At 67.7% G+C, this 17,148-nt stretch carries 15 protein-coding genes and 2 pseudogenes; 7 read left to right on the forward strand and 10 right to left on the reverse strand.

Translation table 11 applies throughout. The annotated features are described in order from the left end of the window. Positions 1 to 51: 51 nt before the first annotated feature. The 3 genes from CVUC_RS18855 to CVUC_RS18865 all read right to left on the reverse strand — a co-directional run bounded on the left by CVUC_RS18855 (position 52) and on the right by CVUC_RS18865 (position 2,051). Entirely contained in the window at positions 52 to 627 is a 576-nt protein-coding gene (locus tag CVUC_RS18855; protein WP_096034038.1) for an OmpA family protein, read from the reverse strand. Continuing rightward, the gene (locus CVUC_RS18860; RefSeq protein WP_096034037.1) at positions 624 to 1,286 is read right to left on the reverse strand and encodes a hypothetical protein; all 663 of its coding nucleotides are present in this window, start codon (positions 1,284 to 1,286) and stop codon (positions 624 to 626) included. The genes CVUC_RS18855 and CVUC_RS18860 overlap by 4 nt, the downstream gene beginning before the upstream one ends. A gap of 102 nt (positions 1,287 to 1,388) precedes the next feature. Further along, positions 1,389 to 2,051: a glutathione S-transferase gene (locus tag CVUC_RS18865; protein WP_010920683.1), complete on the reverse strand. Its 663-nt coding sequence runs from the start codon at positions 2,049 to 2,051 to the stop codon at positions 1,389 to 1,391. A 103-nt stretch (positions 2,052 to 2,154) separates the two neighbouring features. Here CVUC_RS18865 and CVUC_RS18870 point away from each other — a divergent pair, with 103 nt between their 5' ends. Next, positions 2,155 to 4,368: a methyl-accepting chemotaxis protein gene (locus tag CVUC_RS18870; protein WP_164468192.1), complete on the forward strand. Its 2,214-nt coding sequence runs from the start codon at positions 2,155 to 2,157 to the stop codon at positions 4,366 to 4,368. Positions 4,369 to 4,497: 129 nt separating this feature from the next. On the opposite strand, the gene CVUC_RS18875 is transcribed toward CVUC_RS18870, so the two are convergent. Continuing rightward, positions 4,498 to 5,148, reverse strand: a complete 651-nt coding sequence (locus CVUC_RS18875) for a DUF998 domain-containing protein (protein WP_096034035.1) — start codon at positions 5,146 to 5,148, stop codon at positions 4,498 to 4,500. A 197-nt stretch (positions 5,149 to 5,345) separates the two neighbouring features. Continuing rightward, positions 5,346 to 7,061: a M20/M25/M40 family metallo-hydrolase gene (locus CVUC_RS18880; protein ID WP_096034034.1), complete on the reverse strand. Its 1,716-nt coding sequence runs from the start codon at positions 7,059 to 7,061 to the stop codon at positions 5,346 to 5,348. A 406-nt stretch (positions 7,062 to 7,467) separates the two neighbouring features. Here CVUC_RS18880 and CVUC_RS18885 point away from each other — a divergent pair, with 406 nt between their 5' ends. After that, positions 7,468 to 7,713, forward strand: a complete 246-nt coding sequence (locus CVUC_RS18885; protein WP_096034033.1) for a flagellar basal body rod C-terminal domain-containing protein — start codon at positions 7,468 to 7,470, stop codon at positions 7,711 to 7,713. Between the two features lie 50 nt (positions 7,714 to 7,763). Beyond that, positions 7,764 to 8,296: pseudogene (locus CVUC_RS18890) on the forward strand (endonuclease domain-containing protein). Between the two features lie 90 nt (positions 8,297 to 8,386). Here the strand turns inward: CVUC_RS18890 and CVUC_RS18895 are convergent. The 3 genes and pseudogenes from CVUC_RS18895 to CVUC_RS18900 all read right to left on the reverse strand — a co-directional run bounded on the left by CVUC_RS18895 (position 8,387) and on the right by CVUC_RS18900 (position 10,371). After that, on the reverse strand, positions 8,387 to 9,427 hold the full coding sequence (locus CVUC_RS18895; protein ID WP_096034032.1) for an alcohol dehydrogenase family protein: 1,041 nt from the start codon (positions 9,425 to 9,427) through the stop codon (positions 8,387 to 8,389). A 47-nt stretch (positions 9,428 to 9,474) separates the two neighbouring features. Beyond that, positions 9,475 to 9,593: pseudogene (locus tag CVUC_RS20900) on the reverse strand (hypothetical protein); the annotation flags it as partial. Between the two features lie 40 nt (positions 9,594 to 9,633). Continuing rightward, complete coding sequence (locus CVUC_RS18900) at positions 9,634 to 10,371, reverse strand: SDR family NAD(P)-dependent oxidoreductase (RefSeq protein ID WP_096034031.1); 738 nt, start codon at positions 10,369 to 10,371, stop codon at positions 9,634 to 9,636. A 192-nt stretch (positions 10,372 to 10,563) separates the two neighbouring features. Between CVUC_RS18900 and CVUC_RS18905 the strand changes: the two genes are divergently transcribed. After that, positions 10,564 to 10,905 carry an endonuclease domain-containing protein gene (locus CVUC_RS18905; RefSeq protein WP_096034030.1) on the forward strand — a complete coding sequence of 114 codons (342 nt, stop codon included), beginning with the start codon at positions 10,564 to 10,566 and terminating at the stop codon, positions 10,903 to 10,905. Between the two features lie 125 nt (positions 10,906 to 11,030). Here the strand turns inward: CVUC_RS18905 and CVUC_RS18910 are convergent, their stop codons facing one another. After that, complete coding sequence (locus tag CVUC_RS18910; RefSeq protein ID WP_010920675.1) at positions 11,031 to 11,201, reverse strand: hypothetical protein; 171 nt, start codon at positions 11,199 to 11,201, stop codon at positions 11,031 to 11,033. 279 nt (positions 11,202 to 11,480) lie between these two features. Beyond that, complete coding sequence (gene carA / locus CVUC_RS18915; protein ID WP_096034029.1) at positions 11,481 to 12,647, reverse strand: glutamine-hydrolyzing carbamoyl-phosphate synthase small subunit; 1,167 nt, start codon at positions 12,645 to 12,647, stop codon at positions 11,481 to 11,483. A gap of 329 nt (positions 12,648 to 12,976) precedes the next feature. Between carA and CVUC_RS18920 the strand changes: the two genes are divergently transcribed. From CVUC_RS18920 to CVUC_RS19975, 3 genes are all read left to right on the forward strand, one after another. Next, on the forward strand, positions 12,977 to 13,255 hold the full coding sequence (locus CVUC_RS18920; protein ID WP_010920673.1) for a DUF1272 domain-containing protein: 279 nt from the start codon (positions 12,977 to 12,979) through the stop codon (positions 13,253 to 13,255). Positions 13,256 to 13,626: 371 nt separating this feature from the next. Further along, complete coding sequence (locus CVUC_RS18925) at positions 13,627 to 16,701, forward strand: TonB-dependent receptor (protein ID WP_096034028.1); 3,075 nt, start codon at positions 13,627 to 13,629, stop codon at positions 16,699 to 16,701. Positions 16,702 to 17,003: 302 nt separating this feature from the next. Beyond that, positions 17,004 to 17,147 carry a hypothetical protein gene (locus tag CVUC_RS19975; protein WP_024265855.1) on the forward strand — a complete coding sequence of 48 codons (144 nt, stop codon included), beginning with the start codon at positions 17,004 to 17,006 and terminating at the stop codon, positions 17,145 to 17,147. The last annotated feature ends 1 nt before the right edge of the window (position 17,148 follow it).

Here is a 17,148-nt window from a genome sequence, read left to right on the forward strand (position 1 = left end):
GTCGCAGGTCCAGGGGCTTTCACCGCTGGACCTGCGCGCAGAGTTCGGGCGTCAGAAGTTGGGGCTGATCGTCACGCGACGGTTCAGCGGCTCGGATACGCCATCGCCGGTGGCCACGGCGGGTGCGCTTTCGCCCTTCCAATCCACGGCAATGGTCGAGGCCGAGATCCCCAGATTGACCAGCGTGTCGGCAGTGGCCTTGGCGCGGCGTTCGGAGAGCCCGATGTTATAGGCGTCGGGTCCTGCGGTGTCGGCATGGCCGACAACCACGATCCGCGTCGCGTTGCCAGACTTGGCGTAGTTGGCTGCTGCGACCAGGACGATCTGGCCAGATTCGTCCAACACGGCGCTGTCGAACGGGAAGTACACGATGAACTCGCGCGCCTCATACGCCGGTGGAGGCGCCGGAGGCGGCGGAGGCAGCGGAGCTGGTGGAAGGGGTTGCGGCGGCGGGATGTTATCCGGTGCGGGCGGCGGCGCTGGCGGCGGTCGTCGCGGCGGCGTTAAGCAGGCGACTAGGTCAGCGAAGCATCGGCCCAGCTTCTGAAACCCGGTCTCGGCCCTTGCGGAACTTGGAAAGGTCGCCGCCATCAGCACGGCAGTGAGCGTGATGAGGAGGGGTTTCATACCTTGTGCCTTTCAATCTGGCCCGCCAGCGCGACCAGCTGCACCATGATGATGAACAGCGACACGCCCACCGACGCGACCGCCACCCGCCACCGCGCCAAGGCGCCGTCGCGGCTGAGCAAGCGGGGAAAATAGATGAAGGCGATGACCAGCTGGGTGAGCACGGCGCCGAAATAGGCGTAGTCGTGCTGGGTGAGCACGGCGCCGAAATTGGCGTCGTTGCTCGGGGCCTTGGCGTTGGCGTCGAGGTCGACCCAGAACCACGACAGCTTGTTCATCAGATACGCGGCATAGCCGCCCAGGGCGTAGGCGACGGGCATTACGGTCAAGGTGACCAGCAAGGCCGTCATGAACGCCGCCTGGGCTCGCGTCACCAGCAGGATCAGGTGGAGAAATAGGGCGATCGCCAGCCAGTAGGCGAACTTCACGAACAGCTCGATGAAGAAGGCCTGGGCGGTAAGGTCCACACCGGACACGAATTTGTAGCTGAGAAACAGGCCGATCGAGGCGCTGATCATCGCATAGACGACGATCTTGCCTTCGGGCTGCTCGACATCTGTCCGCAGATCGCCACGCTTGCGGCGGAAGAAGTCGAGCAGATAGAGCAAGTACTCTCGCGAGTACTTCTCCGCGAAGCTGAGCGCTTTCTCGAAATCCATCGTGCCCCCGCGCGATCGCGAAGAACGATGTTATGGGAATTTCGGCGCCGTGCAACTCTGTGTCGTGCCTGCTTCTGAGCTCAGCCCGCCCTCGGCCAGGCGTCAGGCGTAGTCGTACGGTCCCCCGCGCTGGAGGGCGCGCTGATAGGCGGGGCGGGCGTGGATACGCTCGAGGAACGCCTTGATCCTTGGCCGCTCGGCGGCCCCGGCGCGCTGGGCGGCGGTTTCGAGCGGGAAGCTCATCATGATGTCGGCGCCGGTCAGCTCCGCGCCGGCGAACCAGGTCGACTTGGCAAGCTCGGCCTCCCAGTAGTCCATATGGGCCTTCAGCTGCGGATCGACGAAGCCCTTCAGGGCCCGAGCGGCGATCGACTTGACCACGCCGCGCATCAGGCCGGGCGCGCGGGCGGGCAGGGCCGTGAACACCAGCTTCATCAACAGCGGCGGCATGGCCGAGCCCTCGGCATAGTGCAGCCAGTAGGTGTAGCGCAGGCGCTCGGGCGTGCCGGCCGTCGGCGTCAGTCGGCCCCCGCCGTACATGGCGATGATGTACTCGACGATGGCGCCGGTCTCGGCCAGCACCGTGTCGCCGTCGGTGATCACCGGCGACTTGCCCAGCGGGTGGATCGCCCGGAGCTCCGGCGGCGCCAGCATGGTCTTGGCGTCGCGCTGATAGCGCTTGATCTCGTAGGGCAGGCCCAGCTCTTCGAGGAGCCAAAGCACCCGCTGACTCCGCGAATTGTTAAGATGGTGAACAATGATCATCTAGGGCGAGCCTTTTTTATCCTGCGCCCCTGAACGATGGCCCGACGTTCAAGGTTCAGCAAGATTTACCATGCCTTCTCTCGCCACAGTAGAGTTTGGGGGCGTGAAGATGGCCGGTGCGTTCAAGCGGTTATCTCTGGCGGGGAAACTGATGGCGGCCGGGGGCGGGGCCCTTGGCGCGCTGTTGATCGCAGCCTCGCTGCTGATCGCCTGGAGCAGCAATGACGCTGTTCGAGACCTGGCCGAGCGCTACGCCGCCAGCATGACCGGCGAGAGCGCCCAGGGCGTCAAGAACGACCTCGACGCCGCCGACGCGGTGGTGCGATCCTCAGCGGCGCTGTTCGCGGCCAGCTATGAGGCGGGCCAGCGGGACCGCGCGGTCTATATGGCCCAGCTCAAGCCGGTCTCCCACGCCGCCGACGCCATGCTGGGCGGCTGGCTGATGTTCGAGCCGAATGTGCTGGGCGACGACGCCGCCTTCGCCGGCAAGACCGCGCTGGGCTCGACCGCCAGCGGCCGCTTTATCGGCTACTGGGTGCGCGAGGGGCAGGGGCTGGCGATCTCGGGCGGCGAGGACGGCGAGTTCGGCGAGGACTTCTACAAGACCAGCTTCAACAGCGGCCGCCCGGCCGTGATGGAGCCCTATTCCGACAATGTCGCCGACGGCGGCGGCCAGAAGCAGGTCCTGATGACCTCGATCACCCATCCGGTGATCGCGGACGGCCGGGTGATCGGCGTGATGGGCGCGGACCTGGCCCTGGACGACATCGCCGCGCGGCTGAGCGCGCTCAAGCCCTTCAATGACGGCCGCGCCATGCTGGTCTCGCCGGGCGGTCTGTGGGTGTCGCACCCGGACGTGGCGCTGCGTATGAAGCCCTATGCTGACCCCGGCCTGGACGTGGTTCGCCAGGTGATGGCCGACGGCAAGCCCGCCGTGGTGTCGGGCGTGACGCTGAACGGCCGGACCGCCCAACGCCTGGTCGCGCCGGTGCGCCTGGCCTCGGGCGCGACCTGGGCCATGGTCGTCGACGTCAGCGAGGCGGCCCTGCTGGCGCCGGCGCATCGTCTGGCCCTGGGCCTGGCGGTCGGGGGGCTCTTGCTGCTGGCTGCGGCGCTCGGCGTGCTGGCGGTGGTCTCGCGCACGGTTATCGCCCGCCCGCTGCTGGCCCTGCGCGAAACGGTGAAGGGCCTGGCCGAAAACCGCTATGACCGCGCGGTGGCCGAGACCGAACGCGCCGACGAGATCGGCTCAATCGCCCGGGCGCTGGAGACCCTGCGGGTCGAACTGGCCCGCGCCCAGGCCCTGCGCGACGAGCAGGACAGCCTGCGCCGGGCGGCTGACGCCGACCGCGACCGCGCCGCCGCCCTGACCCTGTCGATCGACGAGCAGACCGACGTGGTCAGCCAGGTCGGCGAGGCCCTGGCGGCCGTGGCGGCGGGGGACCTGTCGCGCCGCATCGCCGGTCCGTTCGCGCCGGTCTATGAGCCGCTGCGCCGCGACTTCAACACCGCGGTCGAAAGTCTGGAGCAGGCGATCGGCGAGATCGCCGAGGCCGCCGACGCCATCGGCTCGGCCGCTGACACGCTGTCGCTGAGCTCCAGCGAACTGGCGCGCCGCACCCAGCGTCAGGCGCAGGGCCTGGAGCGGGCCGCCGGCTCGCTGAACGCGGTGACCGGCGCCATGGGCGGCGCGGCCGCCGACGCCGACGAGACCCGACGCCTGGTGGCCTCGGCCCGGGGCGAGGCCGACCAGGGCGGCGCGGTGGTGGGCGAGGCCGCCCAGACCATGGGCCAGATCGACGCCTCCTCGCGTCGCATCGGCGACATTGTCGGCCTGATCGACGAGATCGCCTTCCAGACCAACCTGCTGGCCCTGAACGCCGGGGTCGAGGCCGCGCGCGCGGGCGAGGCGGGACGGGGCTTTGCCGTGGTGGCGCAAGAGGTCCGGGCCCTGGCCCAGCGCTCGGCCGACTCCGCGCGCCAGATCAAGGGGTTGATCAGCGAGTCCGGCGCCCGCGTCGAGGCCGGCGTGGCGCTGGTGGAACGCACGGGCGCGGCCCTGCACGGGGTGGCGGGCCGGATCGTCGGCATCGACGCCGCCGCTAGCCGGATCGCCGAGTCGCTCCGCGACCAGGCCCGCGACCTGACCGCCGTCAACACCGAGGTCTCGGAGATCGAGCGCTTCACCCAGGAGAACCTGACCATGGTCCAGAAGGCCCGCGCGGCCGACGAGGCCCTGGCGGGGCAGGGGGCGCGGCTGATGTCGCTGGTCGGGCGGTTCCGCCTGGGCCGCGGCGCGGCGCGGCGGGCGGCCTAGAGCCCTTTAGCTTTAGATGGAATCATCTAAAGCGCTTGAAAGGGCTCTAAGTATTTGATTTTAGAGCCTGTTTATCTTGTTTAGATGGTTCCATCTAAACCAGACAGGCTCTAAGGCGCGAACGCCGCCTCAGGCCGAGGCGGTTTCGATCTCGCTCATCACCGCCGCGCGCCAGCCTCTTTCGAGCGTCCAGGCGGCGATGGCCAGCCAGAGCAGGCCCAGGAACGCGTGCCCGCGCTGCCAGTAGCCGACATCGTAGCCGGTGCGCACGTTCCACACCCCGGTCAGCAGGGCGAAGACCAGCAGAAGGCCGAAGAACCAGCCCAGCGAGAACTGGGCGAGACGCCGATAGTCGGGCTTACCCCACAGCGCCCAGGCGGCGAACAGCGGGGCGAACTGGATGCCCAGCCCCACCCCGCAGGCGCGGTGCATCGGATCAGGCCAGTGGAAGATGCCGGCGAAGATCGCGCCCAGACCCGTCAGGGCCACGAACAGGCCCGCAAAGGCCGACACCACCCGCCGGCCGCCGGCGTGCTCCAGCGCATGGGCGAAGCCCGCGCCGGCGAACAGACCCGCGATCCCGGCGATGACCATGCCGTAGTTGAAGATCTCTGGCATCGGCGCCTCGGGTCCGCCCAGTTCGCTGATGAACTGCGCGCCCGCGTCGAAGCCGGGGAACAGCTGCTGGGCCAGCCACACGTCGGCCACCATCAGGGCCGGCGCGATCACGCCGATCTTCAGGTAGGCGCCGGTGCGGGCGGTCAACAGATCAGTCCTGATTGAAGAGGCGACTAGAAATCGCGCGGGGCGGCGGCGGGGTCAATCCAGCTCGTCCACCAAAACACCGTGTCATCCCGGCCGGACCCCGGCGAAAGCCGGGGGGAGAGCCGGGACCCAGGGGCGGCGGGCACAGCGCTCTTGCAACCCCTGGGTCCCGGATAGCCTCTGCGAGGCTTCCGGGATGACACACCAAATGCCTACTTCGCCGCCGACGGGTGGCCGGCCGGGGCGAAGGCGCCGCCGAAGAAGTCGCCCTTCTTCCAGGTCGGACGCACCGGGGTGTTGGCCAGTTCGCGGGCGATCTCGTAGTTGACCAGCGCAAAGCGCGCGGCGGCCGCGTAGTCGATCGGCTGCTTCAGGTCGTCGGCGGGGTTGTGATAGTTGGTCTTCAGGAACGTCGTGAAGGCCTTCTCGCCGCCGTTCTGGAAGCCCGTCATCAGGAACACCGACGGCACGCCCTGCTCGACGAAGCGGTAGTGGTCCGAGCGGGTGAACAAGCCTTCTTCCGGCAGCGGGTCGGGGGAGACGCCGATGCCCACGCGGCCGGCGGCGTGCTTGACCACCTCGCCGATCGTCGAGCGATCCGAGCCGAACGCGATCACGTCGCTGAACGGGTACAGCAGGACCGGCATGTCCAGGTTCACATTGGCCGCGATGTCGGCCTTCTTCACGGTCGGGTGGACGGCGAAGTAGTCCGAGCCCACCAGGCCCTTTTCCTCGGCGGTCACGGCCAGCAGCACGATCGAGCGCTTGGGGCGCACCTTGCTGTTCTTGAAGCCGCGCGCGACCTCCAGCAGGGTGGCGATGCCCGAGGCGTTGTCCAGCGCGCCGTTGTTGATGGCGTCTTCGCCCGGCTTGGCGTTCGGCTTGATCCCGATGTGGTCCAGGTGCGCCGACAGGATGATCGTCTGAGCCTTCAGGGTCGGGTCCGAACCCTCGATCATGCCGACGACGTTGCTGCTCTCGCTCTTTTGGATCTCGGTCTTGAGTTCGATCTTGACCTTGGTGGCCAGGTCGAAGCCCTTGACCGCGCCTTCCGGCTTTTCGGCCTCGGCCATGGCGGTTTCCAGCGAGCCCGCCGCGCCGGCGAACAGCTTGGCCGCGCCGGCCTGGCTCAGCGAGGCCAGCGACGGCGTGCCCGCCGCACGGATGGCGCCGACGTCCTGGGCGTTGCGCCACACCACGCGCCAGCTCTTCATGCCGGCCACGCCCGCCTTGAACGGGCGACGCTTTTCACCGCTGGGCGTCGACAGGGTGATCACGCCGATCGCGCCGCGCTTTTCGGCCTCGGCGCGCTTGGTGTTGGGGCTGCTGAGGTGGGCACGTTCCTCGGTCTGGATCGAGGCCGGGGCGCCGCCCAGCATGACGACGATCTTGCCCTTCACGTCCAGGCCCGCATAGTCGTCGCGGTTGCGGGTGGCGTCGACCACGCCATAGCCCACGAACACGACCGGCGCTTCCACCGTCAGGTCGGCGGCCTGGGCCTGGGGCGTGGGCAGGAAGTCTTCGCCGAAGGTCAGGGCCACGGTCTGGCCGTCGGCGCCGGTCACCGTCATGGCGCCCTCGCCGGCCGGGCGGAACGAGATCAGCGGCACGCGCTGTTGATAGGTTCCGTTGTCGCCGGCCGGCTTGACGCCCAGCAGGGCGTACTGAGCGGCCACGTACTTGGCGGCGATGTCATAGCCGCGCGTGCCGGCTTCGCGACCTTCCAGCAGGTCGTCGGCCAGGAAGGCCATGTGCGTCTTGATGATGTCGGCCGACGGCGTGAAGTCCGAAACCGGCGCGGCCTTCTTGACCGCCTTCGGGGCCACCTTCTGGACGGCGACCGGCTTGGGCGGCGTGGCCGCCAGGACCGGCTGCGCGACCAAGAGCAGGGCGGCGCTGGCGAGCGCGGCGCGACGCATAAACGACATGACTTGAGACGCTCCTCGGGCGTGTAGCCAAAATTATGTTTGGTGTTGGAGGCGCGACCGCCCCAATCCCCGCACCGCAGACCCCCAAGTCCGCGACGGCGGCGAACCATGTCGAGCCTGTGACAGCTTGTCGAGACGGGGGAGTCTGAACGTTTTGTAATCTTGGGCAGGTTTTGGCGCGAAGACCGGCGTTATCGCCAGGCGCTTCCGCGCGCGCGGCAAGCCTCGCACGCCCCGGCCGCCAGAGGCCCGGGCGGCGGCAGATCACACCCCTCTGCGGCGGCGTATCCAAGGCCCTGGAGGTTAACGCGTGGCAAAAAACATGACCGAGCCGTGAATTTTACCATCTCTCCTCGCCAGGGCTTAACCCAACCTGTCGGATAACCTTGGGTAAGCAGAGAGGACATTGTCCATGCAGGCCCTATCCATCGCCGCCTCGGGGATGCTCGCCGCCGCCGACCGGCTCAGCGCCAGCGCCCAGCGCGTCGCCGCCGGCGATCAGCAGGCCGAGAAGAACGCCGAGCCCCGCGACGTCGACTACGCCAAGGAGCGCGTCGAGCAGATCGGCGCGTCCACCGACTTCAAGGCCAATGCGGCGGTGGTCCGCACGGCCGACAAGATGACCGGCGCCCTGCTCGACATGAAGGTCTAAGCGCCGAGAACGATTGAGATCGGGTTCGAGCCTATCCATCCCTTCCGGACATGTGTCCGGGCGATGGGCTCCGCCCGCCGGACGCCTGCCAGCGCCCCCCATTGCAGCGGGCGTCCGGTCGCCGCCTCCCGCTTTGCCCCCTAGTCTTGCGGGAGGCGGCCCCCCCATTGCAGCTTGCGAATGTTCCTGTATTGTTCCATTTGTGGTGGAGCGGTCTCGACAACTCGACTTCGCGCGACGTCTGCGTCGTGACGCGCCCGCGATGGAACGGGTGCTGTGGCGGCTGTTGCGAGACCGTCGCCTTGATGACCTCAAGTTCCGCCGGCAACTGCCCATAGGCCGCTATGTCGTCGACTTCGCCTGCCTGCGCCATCGGCTGATCGTCGAGGCCGACGGGCCGCATCACGATGAGGCGCGTGACGCGCAACGGGACGCTTGGCTGGCCGGGCAGGGCTTCCGTGTGCTGAGGTTCAAGAACGACGAACTCAACAACCCCGACCGCGTCCTGGGGCTGATCCTTGAAGCCTGCGCCGCTCCCCCTTCTCCCCTTGCGGGAGAAGGTGTCGACGCAGTCGACGGATGAGGGGTTGAAAGACCTGTCCGGACAGCGCGGCGCGACCCCTCACCCGGCCCTTCGGGCCACCCTCTCCCGCAAGGGGAGAGGGAACAGGCCTCACCCCGGCGTCAGCACCATCTTCAGCGCGCCGGCCTCGCGGCTTTCGAACAGGCGATAGGCCTCAGGCCCGTCGCTGAGCGGCAGGCGGTGGCTGATATACTTCTCGGGCCGCAGGCGTCCCGAGCGCACCAGCGGGAACAGCGCCGGCAGTTCCTCGGGCACCGAGCAGGTTCCCACCCGGAAGGTCAGGCCCGCCCCGAAGGCGCGCTCCAGCGGGAACGCGAAGCGCTTGGCCTGCTGCACCCCGATCACCGACACCACGCCGCGCGGCCGCACCAGGCGCAGGGCCGCATCCACCGTGGCCTCGCCGCCGACCGCCTCGATCACGCAGTCCAGACCGCGGCCCTTGGTGTCCTCGCGCACGCGGGCCAGGGCCTCGTCGGGATGCAGGGCGATGGCGCCGGCCTCCTCCGCCAAAGCCCGGCGGGCGGGCAGGGGATCGACGGCGTAGACGACGTGCGCGCCCATCACATAGGCGCTCTCGACCGCCATCAGGCCGATGGGGCCAAGCCCGATCACCGCCACGCTGGCGCCCGGCCGCACCTCGGCGTTGCGGGCCCCGAACCAGGCGGTGGCCAGGGCGTCGGTCATCATCAGCGCCTGATCCATCGAGACGCCGTCGGGCACGGGCACAGCGTTCATGTCGGCGGCCGGCACGCGCACGGCTTCCGCCTGAGAGCCCTGCAGCCGCGCCGACAGGCCATAGCAGGCGCCCTGGCCGTTCTCGCAGGTCTGGATCACGCCTGCCAGGCACGAGCGGCAACGCCCGCAGCCCACCGCGGCGGGCAGCATGACCTTGTCGCCGACCTTCAGCCGCTGGACGCCGCGCCCGACTTCGACCACCTCGCCGACCGCCTCGTGGCCGACGCAGAACCCGAGATCCTCCGAGAAGCCATGGCCGTGATAGATGTGCAGGTCCGAGCCGCAGATCGAGCAGGCGGTGACCTGGACGATCGCGTCGCGGTCCGACTGGGGCGTGGGATCGTCCATGCTCTCGTACCGGACGTCGCGGGCGCCGTGGTAGCGCAGGGCTTTCATGAGATTGCTCCGAAAAGGCTGGGACACGCTCCGTCGACGGTCATCTTCCGTGTCATCCCGGCCGAACCCCGGCGAAAGCCGGGGGCAGAGCCGGGACCCAGGGGGAGCCGCAGTGCGCTTGGCCCCTGGGTCCCGGATAGCCTCTGCGAGGCTTCCGGGATGACACGGGATTGGGCGTGGATCGGCGTCTTCATGATCTTTCCCAGCTAGAGCGACAGGCCGCCGTCGACCACCAGGGTGTGGCCGGTGACGTAGGCCGCCAGCGGCGAGGCCAGGAACAGCGCCGCCCCGGCCATGTCGGCGGGCGTGCCCATCCGGCGCTGCGGGATGGCGGCCAGGGCCCCGGCCAGGCGCTCGGGGCTCTCTGTGGTGACCTTGGTCAGCTTGGTCTCGACGAGGCCCGGCGCTAGGCCGTTGACCCGCACGCCCTCGGGCGCCCAGGCCTGGCCCAGGGTCTTGGTCAGGCTGATCGCCCCGGCCTTGGACGCCGCATAGGCCGGATTGCCGATATTGGCCGAGAGCCCCGAGATCGAGCTGACGATGATGACGCTGCCCCGGCTGGCCGTGAGCGCCGGTTTGAAGCGTCGGGCGCAGTGCATCGGGCTGTCGAGATTGACCGCCATCACCCGGTCCCAGCCGGGGCGCTCGAACTCGCCGCGTTTGTAGACGACCGTGCCCTGGCACAGCACCAGCACGTCCAGGGTGTCGAACGGGGCGGGGGCGGCTTCGATGGCGTCGGGATCGCCGACATCGACCTGAGCGTAGGCGAGGCCCGTCAGGTCAGAGCCTTCCGCCGGATCATAGTCCCCGGCGCTCGCCCGCGTGCCCCAGACCGCGACCGCCGCGCCGCGCGCCTTGAACGCGTGCGCGATCCCGTTGCCGATCCCGCTGGACCCGCCGACGACCAGCACCCGTTTGCCGGTGAAATCGGTGTCGTCGATCATCCCCGCGTCCTCCCGTTTTCGAGAGGATAGGCGCGGGTGACGTAGCGGAGGTCAAAAAACAAAAATCCCTCTCTCTAAGAGAGAGGGAGGGGCCCGCCGCGGAGCGGTGGGAGGGTGAGAGGTTTCACCTTTTTCGTGAAGCCTCGCCAATCTCCCTTTAAGGTGGTGTTCAGCTAGGAGCAGTCTCTTAGGATGGACAAGACCGCTGTCGCCCGTCGTCTTCGCAGAGGCCAGACCTTGGCGGAGAAGGTCCTGTGGAACCTTGTCCGCAACCGCCGTCTGGGCGGGTACAGGTTTTTGCGTCAGGTCCCAATCGACCGCTACTTCGCGGATTTCGTTTGCGAGGCGGCCAAGGTGATCGTGGAGTTGGATGGTCCTGTCCACGAAGGGCGAGAGGACTATGATGATCGCCGAACAGAGGCGTTGGCGCTGTTCGGTTACCTGGTTCTCAGGTTCCGAAATGAACGGGTCCTGGCCGATCCGGGTGGTACGGCGGACGAGATCCTGGCGGTGCTTCGGTCGGTGAGGCTTTAACCTCTCACCCTCCCACCGCTGCGCGGCGGGCCCCTCCCTCTCTCTAAGAGAGAGGGATTTCATGGGCTTAGCCTTACTTCGCCGCGTCCATCAGGCCGGCAAACCGCTCGAACAGGTTGAGACTGTCATTGCGGCGCTTCGCGTCTTGCGAGGCGGTCCTGTTGGTTATCGGTTTTCGCGGCGTCCTTCCCCAACTGGTAGCCGAACGCCATGACGATGCTTACGCTCATCAAGACCACCAGAGGGCGATCCAAGTTGAGGATTGTCCGAAGGGACTTTCCCACCGAGCTGTTCATTCAACCAACCCTCGGCTTCTGCGTCGTTTAAGGCGAACGCGACGATCCACGGCAGGGCGCAAGCCTGATCCCGCCCAGCGCGGGCGCAATCTGAGGGTGCGGGAAGATCTGAGAATGTCAACTTGGGCGTGATCCGCCGGAACACGCTGATGGGCAGGTGCGGTGACAGCGCACGCAAGGCCAGGCCACACCGGCAGTCGGCGTAACCACTCACCCTCCCGCGCCTGCGGCGCGGGCCCCTCCCTCTCTCAAAGAGAGAGGGGTTTCCGTTGTTTAGCCTTACTTCGCCGCGTCCATCAGGCCCGCAAACCGCTCGAACAGGTACAGGCTGTCGGTCGGACCCGGCGAGGCTTCGGGGTGGTGCTGCACCGAGAACACCGGCTTGCCGTCCAGGGCGATGCCGGCGTTGGTGCCGTCGAACAGCGAGACGTGGGTCTCCTTGACCGGGGCGGGCAGGGAGGCGGTGTCGACGGTGAAGCCGTGGTTCATCGAGACGATCTCGACCTTGCCGGTGGTCAGGTCCTTGACCGGGTGGTTGGCGCCGTGGTGGCCCTGTTCCATCTTCACGGTCTTGGCGCCCAGGGCCAGGGCCAGCATCTGGTGGCCCAGGCAAATGCCGAACACCGGCTTGCCGCTGGCGACCAGCGTCTGAATGACCGGAACCGCATACTCCCCCGTCGCGGCCGGGTCGCCCGGGCCGTTGCTCAGCATCACGCCGTCGGGGTTGCGGGCCAGGATGTCTTCGGCGCTGGTCGAGGCCGGCACCACCGTGGCGCGGGCGCCGACATGGGCCAGGGCGCGCAGGATGTTGCGCTTGACGCCGTAGTCGATGACCACGACCTCGTACTTGGGCTTGTCCAGCTTGGCGTAGCCTTCCGGCCACGACCACAGACCCTCGTCCCAGGTGAAGGTCTGGGTGGTCGAGGCGTCCTTGGCTAGGTCGAGGCCTTCGAGGCCCGCCCAGGCCTTGGCCTTGGCGACCAGGGCGGCAAGGTCGAACTGGCCGTGGGGCGAATGGGCGATGACGCCGTGCGGCATGCCGGTTTCGCGGATCTTGCGGGTCAGGGCGCGGGTGTCGACACCCGCCAGGCCCACCACGCCGCGCGCCTTCATCCAGGCGTCGAAATCGCCATCGGCGCGCCAGTTGGCCTGGACGGTGGGCACGTCGCGGAACAGGGCGCCGCGGGCGGCCGTCTCGGCCACGCCGGTGATCTGCTCGACGTCCTCGCCGTTCACCCCGACATTGCCGACGTGCGGGAAGGTGAAGGCCACGATCTGGGCCATGTAGGACGGGTCGGTCAGGATCTCCTGATAACCGGTCATGGCGGTGTTGAAGCACACCTCGCCGACCGCGTCGCCGACCGCGCCGCAGCCCACGCCTTGCAGGATGGTGCCGTCGGCCAAGGCCAGAACGCCAGTCACGCCGGGGAGAAGGTCTTGGGACATTCTATGGAGCGCTCCTGAACGCGGCTTGGCCCGGAATTGGGCGGTCATTTTCGCAAAAAGACCGACCCGGGGTAACCCCCGTCCGGCCCCCGCGCGTCGGGGCGTCTTCTTGCAAGAAAGCGGACGGGCTTTGGGCCCGTCCGCCGCGCAAACGGCGCGGTGTCTAGGGCCTGGGGGGGAGGGGGTCAACCCCTCGCGTTCACGCGATTCTCGCAGGGCGCCACATTCCCGTGATCGGCGAACACGGACCCTCGCCTGAGGGCGTCCAAACCCCTTATGGTGCAAGGCTTAGGGGCTATCGAAGCGCGACGATCACGGGAGGACGGCCCATGCTCGAGTTGCGTCCCAATTGCGAGTGCTGCGACCGCGATCTGCCGCCGGGCAGCGACGCGGCCCGAATCTGCACCTTCGAGCACACCTTCTGCGCGGCCTGCGCCGAGCGCTTCGAGGACCTGTGTCCCGACTGCGGCGGCGGGCTGGTGGCCAGACCGATCCGTCCCGAAAGCCAGCTGCACCGCTACCCGGCCTCGCTGCGGCGGATCACCCGCGGGCACGGCGTCTATCGACGGTCTCCGACCCCCGAGGGCGCGCCGGCCGGACGGCCCTGACCCGCCGATCCACGGCAAAATGGTCTGGACAGTCCGGGTGAGGGCGACACCCTTATCTCACCATTGGTCAGGGTAATTGGTCCGGCATCCGGTCTGATCCGCGCCCGGATCGTCGCGGCCCTGCGGCGCGACAACCTTCCGCCTCAAAAGGCGTTTTCCGGCCGTTCGGCGCTCTGGAGTTCCATTTTTCCACGGGATTTCAGCGGCGAGGGCGTCTGATCCCTGCCTGTCAATAGGTCTGACCTCGACGTCAGACCTATTGACAGGCCGCATAGTTTCACGACAGGGTTTGGTAGCGCTACCAGATTGGGTGGCGCCAAGAAGCAAGGCTGCTCGTCAACAAGCGGGCTCTCGGGAGGAAGGGGAACTCAATGCGGAATACTGCTTTTGGCGCGCGTCTGCGCCGCGCCGCGCTGCTGAGCGCGACGATGCTGTCGGGCCTGATCGCCGTGGAGGCGCACGCTCAGACCACGCCGGCGCCGGCCGCCGACGACACCGTCGATGCGATCGTCGTCACCGGCTATCGCAAGAGCCTGGCGCAATCGACGGTCGCCAAGCGCGAGAGCACCGGCTTCGCCGACGCGATCTTCGCCGAGGACATCGGCAAGTTCCCTGACTCCAACATCGCCGAGTCGTTCAACCGCATTCCCGGCATCACCATCACCCGCGACATCACCGGCGAAGGCGCCAATGTCGCCATCCGGGGTCTGGGCAGCAACTTCACCAATGTGACGCTGAACGGCGCCTCGATCGCCGTGGCCTCGTCGGGCGTGACCGACGCGCAGGGCACCGACCGCTCGGTGGACCTGTCGTTCTTCCCGACCGATCTGTTCACCAAGCTGACGGTCAACAAGAGCTACTCGGCCAGCCTGCTGGAAGGCGGCGCGGCGGGTAATATCGACATGCGCTCGGCGCGGCCGTTCGATCGCCCCGGCCAGTCCCTGACCATGAACGTCCAGGGCGTGAAGGCCGACGGCGCCGGTGTGGGCGGCAAGGGCTCGCTGATCGCCAGCAAGACCTGGGACACCTTCGGCGTCCTGTTCGGGATCTCGGGCCAGCGCCTGAAGACCGACACCCGCGGCTACGAGACCATCGGCTACACCAACCCGAACCTGTCGGCGGCCCAGTGCGGCGCGACCAGCGGCTGCAACCCCACGGGCGGCGGCAACTGGACGATCCCCGGCACGGTGCCGGTCGGCGCGGGCGGCGGCCTGGTGGCCGGCACGGTCATCGACCGCGCGTTCCTGCTGGCCAACAACCCCGGCGCCACCATCCAGCAGATCGACAACGGCCTCTTGCCGCGCATCGGCCGTCCCTCGGCCTCGTACGGCAACCGCGACCGCATCAACCTGGTCGGCAGCCTCGAATGGCGTCCCAACGACAACGTCAATTTCTATGTCGACGGGATGTACGGCTACAAGAAGACCGACCTGGTCCGCGAAGACATCATGTGGATCGTCCGCAACGGCGCGGTCATCCCGCTGAACACCAAGTACGACAAGGCCGACTGCTCGGCGGGCTGCACCGTCACCTCCGGCACCTACGCCAACTCGAACTTCTTCCTGGAATTCCGCCCCTATCTCGAGAAGACCGAGCTGTGGGGGATCAATCCGGGCGGCGAATGGCGCATCAACGACACGCTGAAGTTCGAGGCCCAAGCCAACTACACCAAGAGCAAATTCCACCGCGAAAGCCCGACCTTCGGTCCGGTCACCGCCCTGGGCGTGGGCACCACGGTTGAGTACACCGCCAACCCCACCGGCATCCCGACCATCAAGAGCAGCGTCGACCTGAACAACCCGGCCAACTTCATCTGGACCGGCGGTCGCGTGAACATGCAGGACGAGAAGCGCTGGTACGAGACCAAGGGCGCGCGCGCCGCGCTGACCTGGGGCGACGAGGCCCTGAACCTGAAGGTCGGCGCCAACTATGACGACATCTCGCGCACCATCCGCGGCTATGACAACAGCCAGGCCTGGCAGAACGCGACCTGCGGCAACAATCCCAGCATCTTCCTGCCCTCGCCGAACAGCCAGCCGGGATGCCAGGGCCTGAACCAGCCCGGCGCCGCGCCGGCCGGCTATCCGACCTATCCGGGCTACGGCACGGGCTATACGGCGGGCCAGACCGGGACGCTCACCTATGGCGGCTCGCTGATCCCGACCGCGGGCCTGTCCGGCTATCTGAAGCCCGGCCCCGCCGGCTTCGTCACGGTCGACTGGGACAAGGTCAAGCAGGCCACCAAGTACGACCAGTTCCACGACAACACGCCGGAATCGGGCGGCTCCAACACCGGCGCCAGCGGCGGCTATATCAACGAGAAGAACAGCGCGGCCTATACCGAGCTGAACGGCGTGACCCAGGTGCTGGACAGCGACCTGCGCTTCAATGTCGGCGTCCGCTATGTCCGCACCAAGCAGACGATCGGCGGCCGCGTCTCGGTGGCCGACCCGCGCAACGCCCCGGCCTCAGGCGCCCTGCCGGACGGCGCGCGCTACCCGAACATCACCAACTTCGTCTACACCGAGAACACCTATTCCAAGTGGCTGCCGGCCGCGAGCATCGCCTATGACGTGGGCGAGCGCGCGGTGGCCCGCGCGGCGGTGTCGGAGACCATGACCCGACCTGATCCGTCGGCCCAGCTGCCGGGGGTGAGCTTCGGCGCGCCGTCGGCCGACCAGGCCACGATCGGCAACTCGGCCCTGGAGCCCTACTTCTCCAAGAACATCGACCTGGGCTTCGAGTTCTATACCGGCCAGGAAGGCGTGGTCGCGGTCAACGCGTTCCGCAAGTCGATCACCGGCTTCACCCAGAACCAGGTGACCACCCAGCCGTTCTCGTTCCTGGCGCAGTACGGCATCACCTACGACACCCTGAACGACACCCAGAAGACCGCCGTCAACTCGCGCGGCGGCCCGACCCAGGCCCAGGTGCAGGTCCAGTCGCAGATCAACGTGCCCAACAAGCTGACGATCAACGGCCTGGAGTTCCAGTGGGTGCAGCCGCTGGACTTCCTGACCAGCCGCTTCGGCGTCGAGGGTCTGGGCGTCAACGCCAACGCCACCATCGTCGACCAGACCAGCAATGGTCCGGCCACCGCGCTGGGCGTGGCCAAGTACACCTACAACCTGACGGGCTACTACGAGCACAACGGGATCAGCCTGCGGGTCAGCCATGTCTATCGCAAGGGCTCGCAGGTCAGCGGCCTGAACCAGAACGGCATCGCTGCGGCCGCCCTGTTCTCGGACGACTACAAGCAGACCGACTTCTCCTCGACCTATGACCTGGGCAAGATCTTCGGCCTGAACAACGCCCCGCAGGTGACCTTCAATGTCACCAACCTGACCAACGAGTCGCTGCGCTCTTACTTCCAGTACGACAACGCGACCTTCACCTACTACAAGCCCGGCCGCACCTATGTTCTGGGCCTGCGGATGAGCTTCTAAACGGTCTACCCCCGCCCGTCGGCGCCGCGCCCATCTGGCCCGGCGGGCGTACTTAGGCTCGCCCGCGCGGCCCTGCTTTTCCGGGCTGTCACGGCGTTGCTAGGCGCGCTTCCCTCCCCCGGGAGCGCGCCGATTTTTTGGGGGGGCGGCGTCCGTGACGCCTGCTACGCCCGGCGCCAGATCAGCCTCTTTTGAGGGGCTCAGGAGGGCTCGCGGACAACTTGTCGCAAGCCGTTAGGGCTTCCCGATTCAGCTTCGTTAACACCTTCCGGGCAAGCTTGGTCGTGCAAGGAGCATCGTCCATGACCACCGCCGCCAACCCATCCCCGGTCAAGGTTTCCCCGTCCGCTCGCTCGGCCATGACGGTCGGCGAAACCCTTCTGCACATGGTCCTTTCGGCGGCGATTCCGGTCAGTGCGGTGCTGTTCGTGGTGTTGACCCTCTAGG

Source organism: Caulobacter vibrioides, assembly GCF_002858865.1.
GTDB classification, from domain to species: Bacteria; Pseudomonadota; Alphaproteobacteria; order Caulobacterales; family Caulobacteraceae; genus Caulobacter; species Caulobacter vibrioides.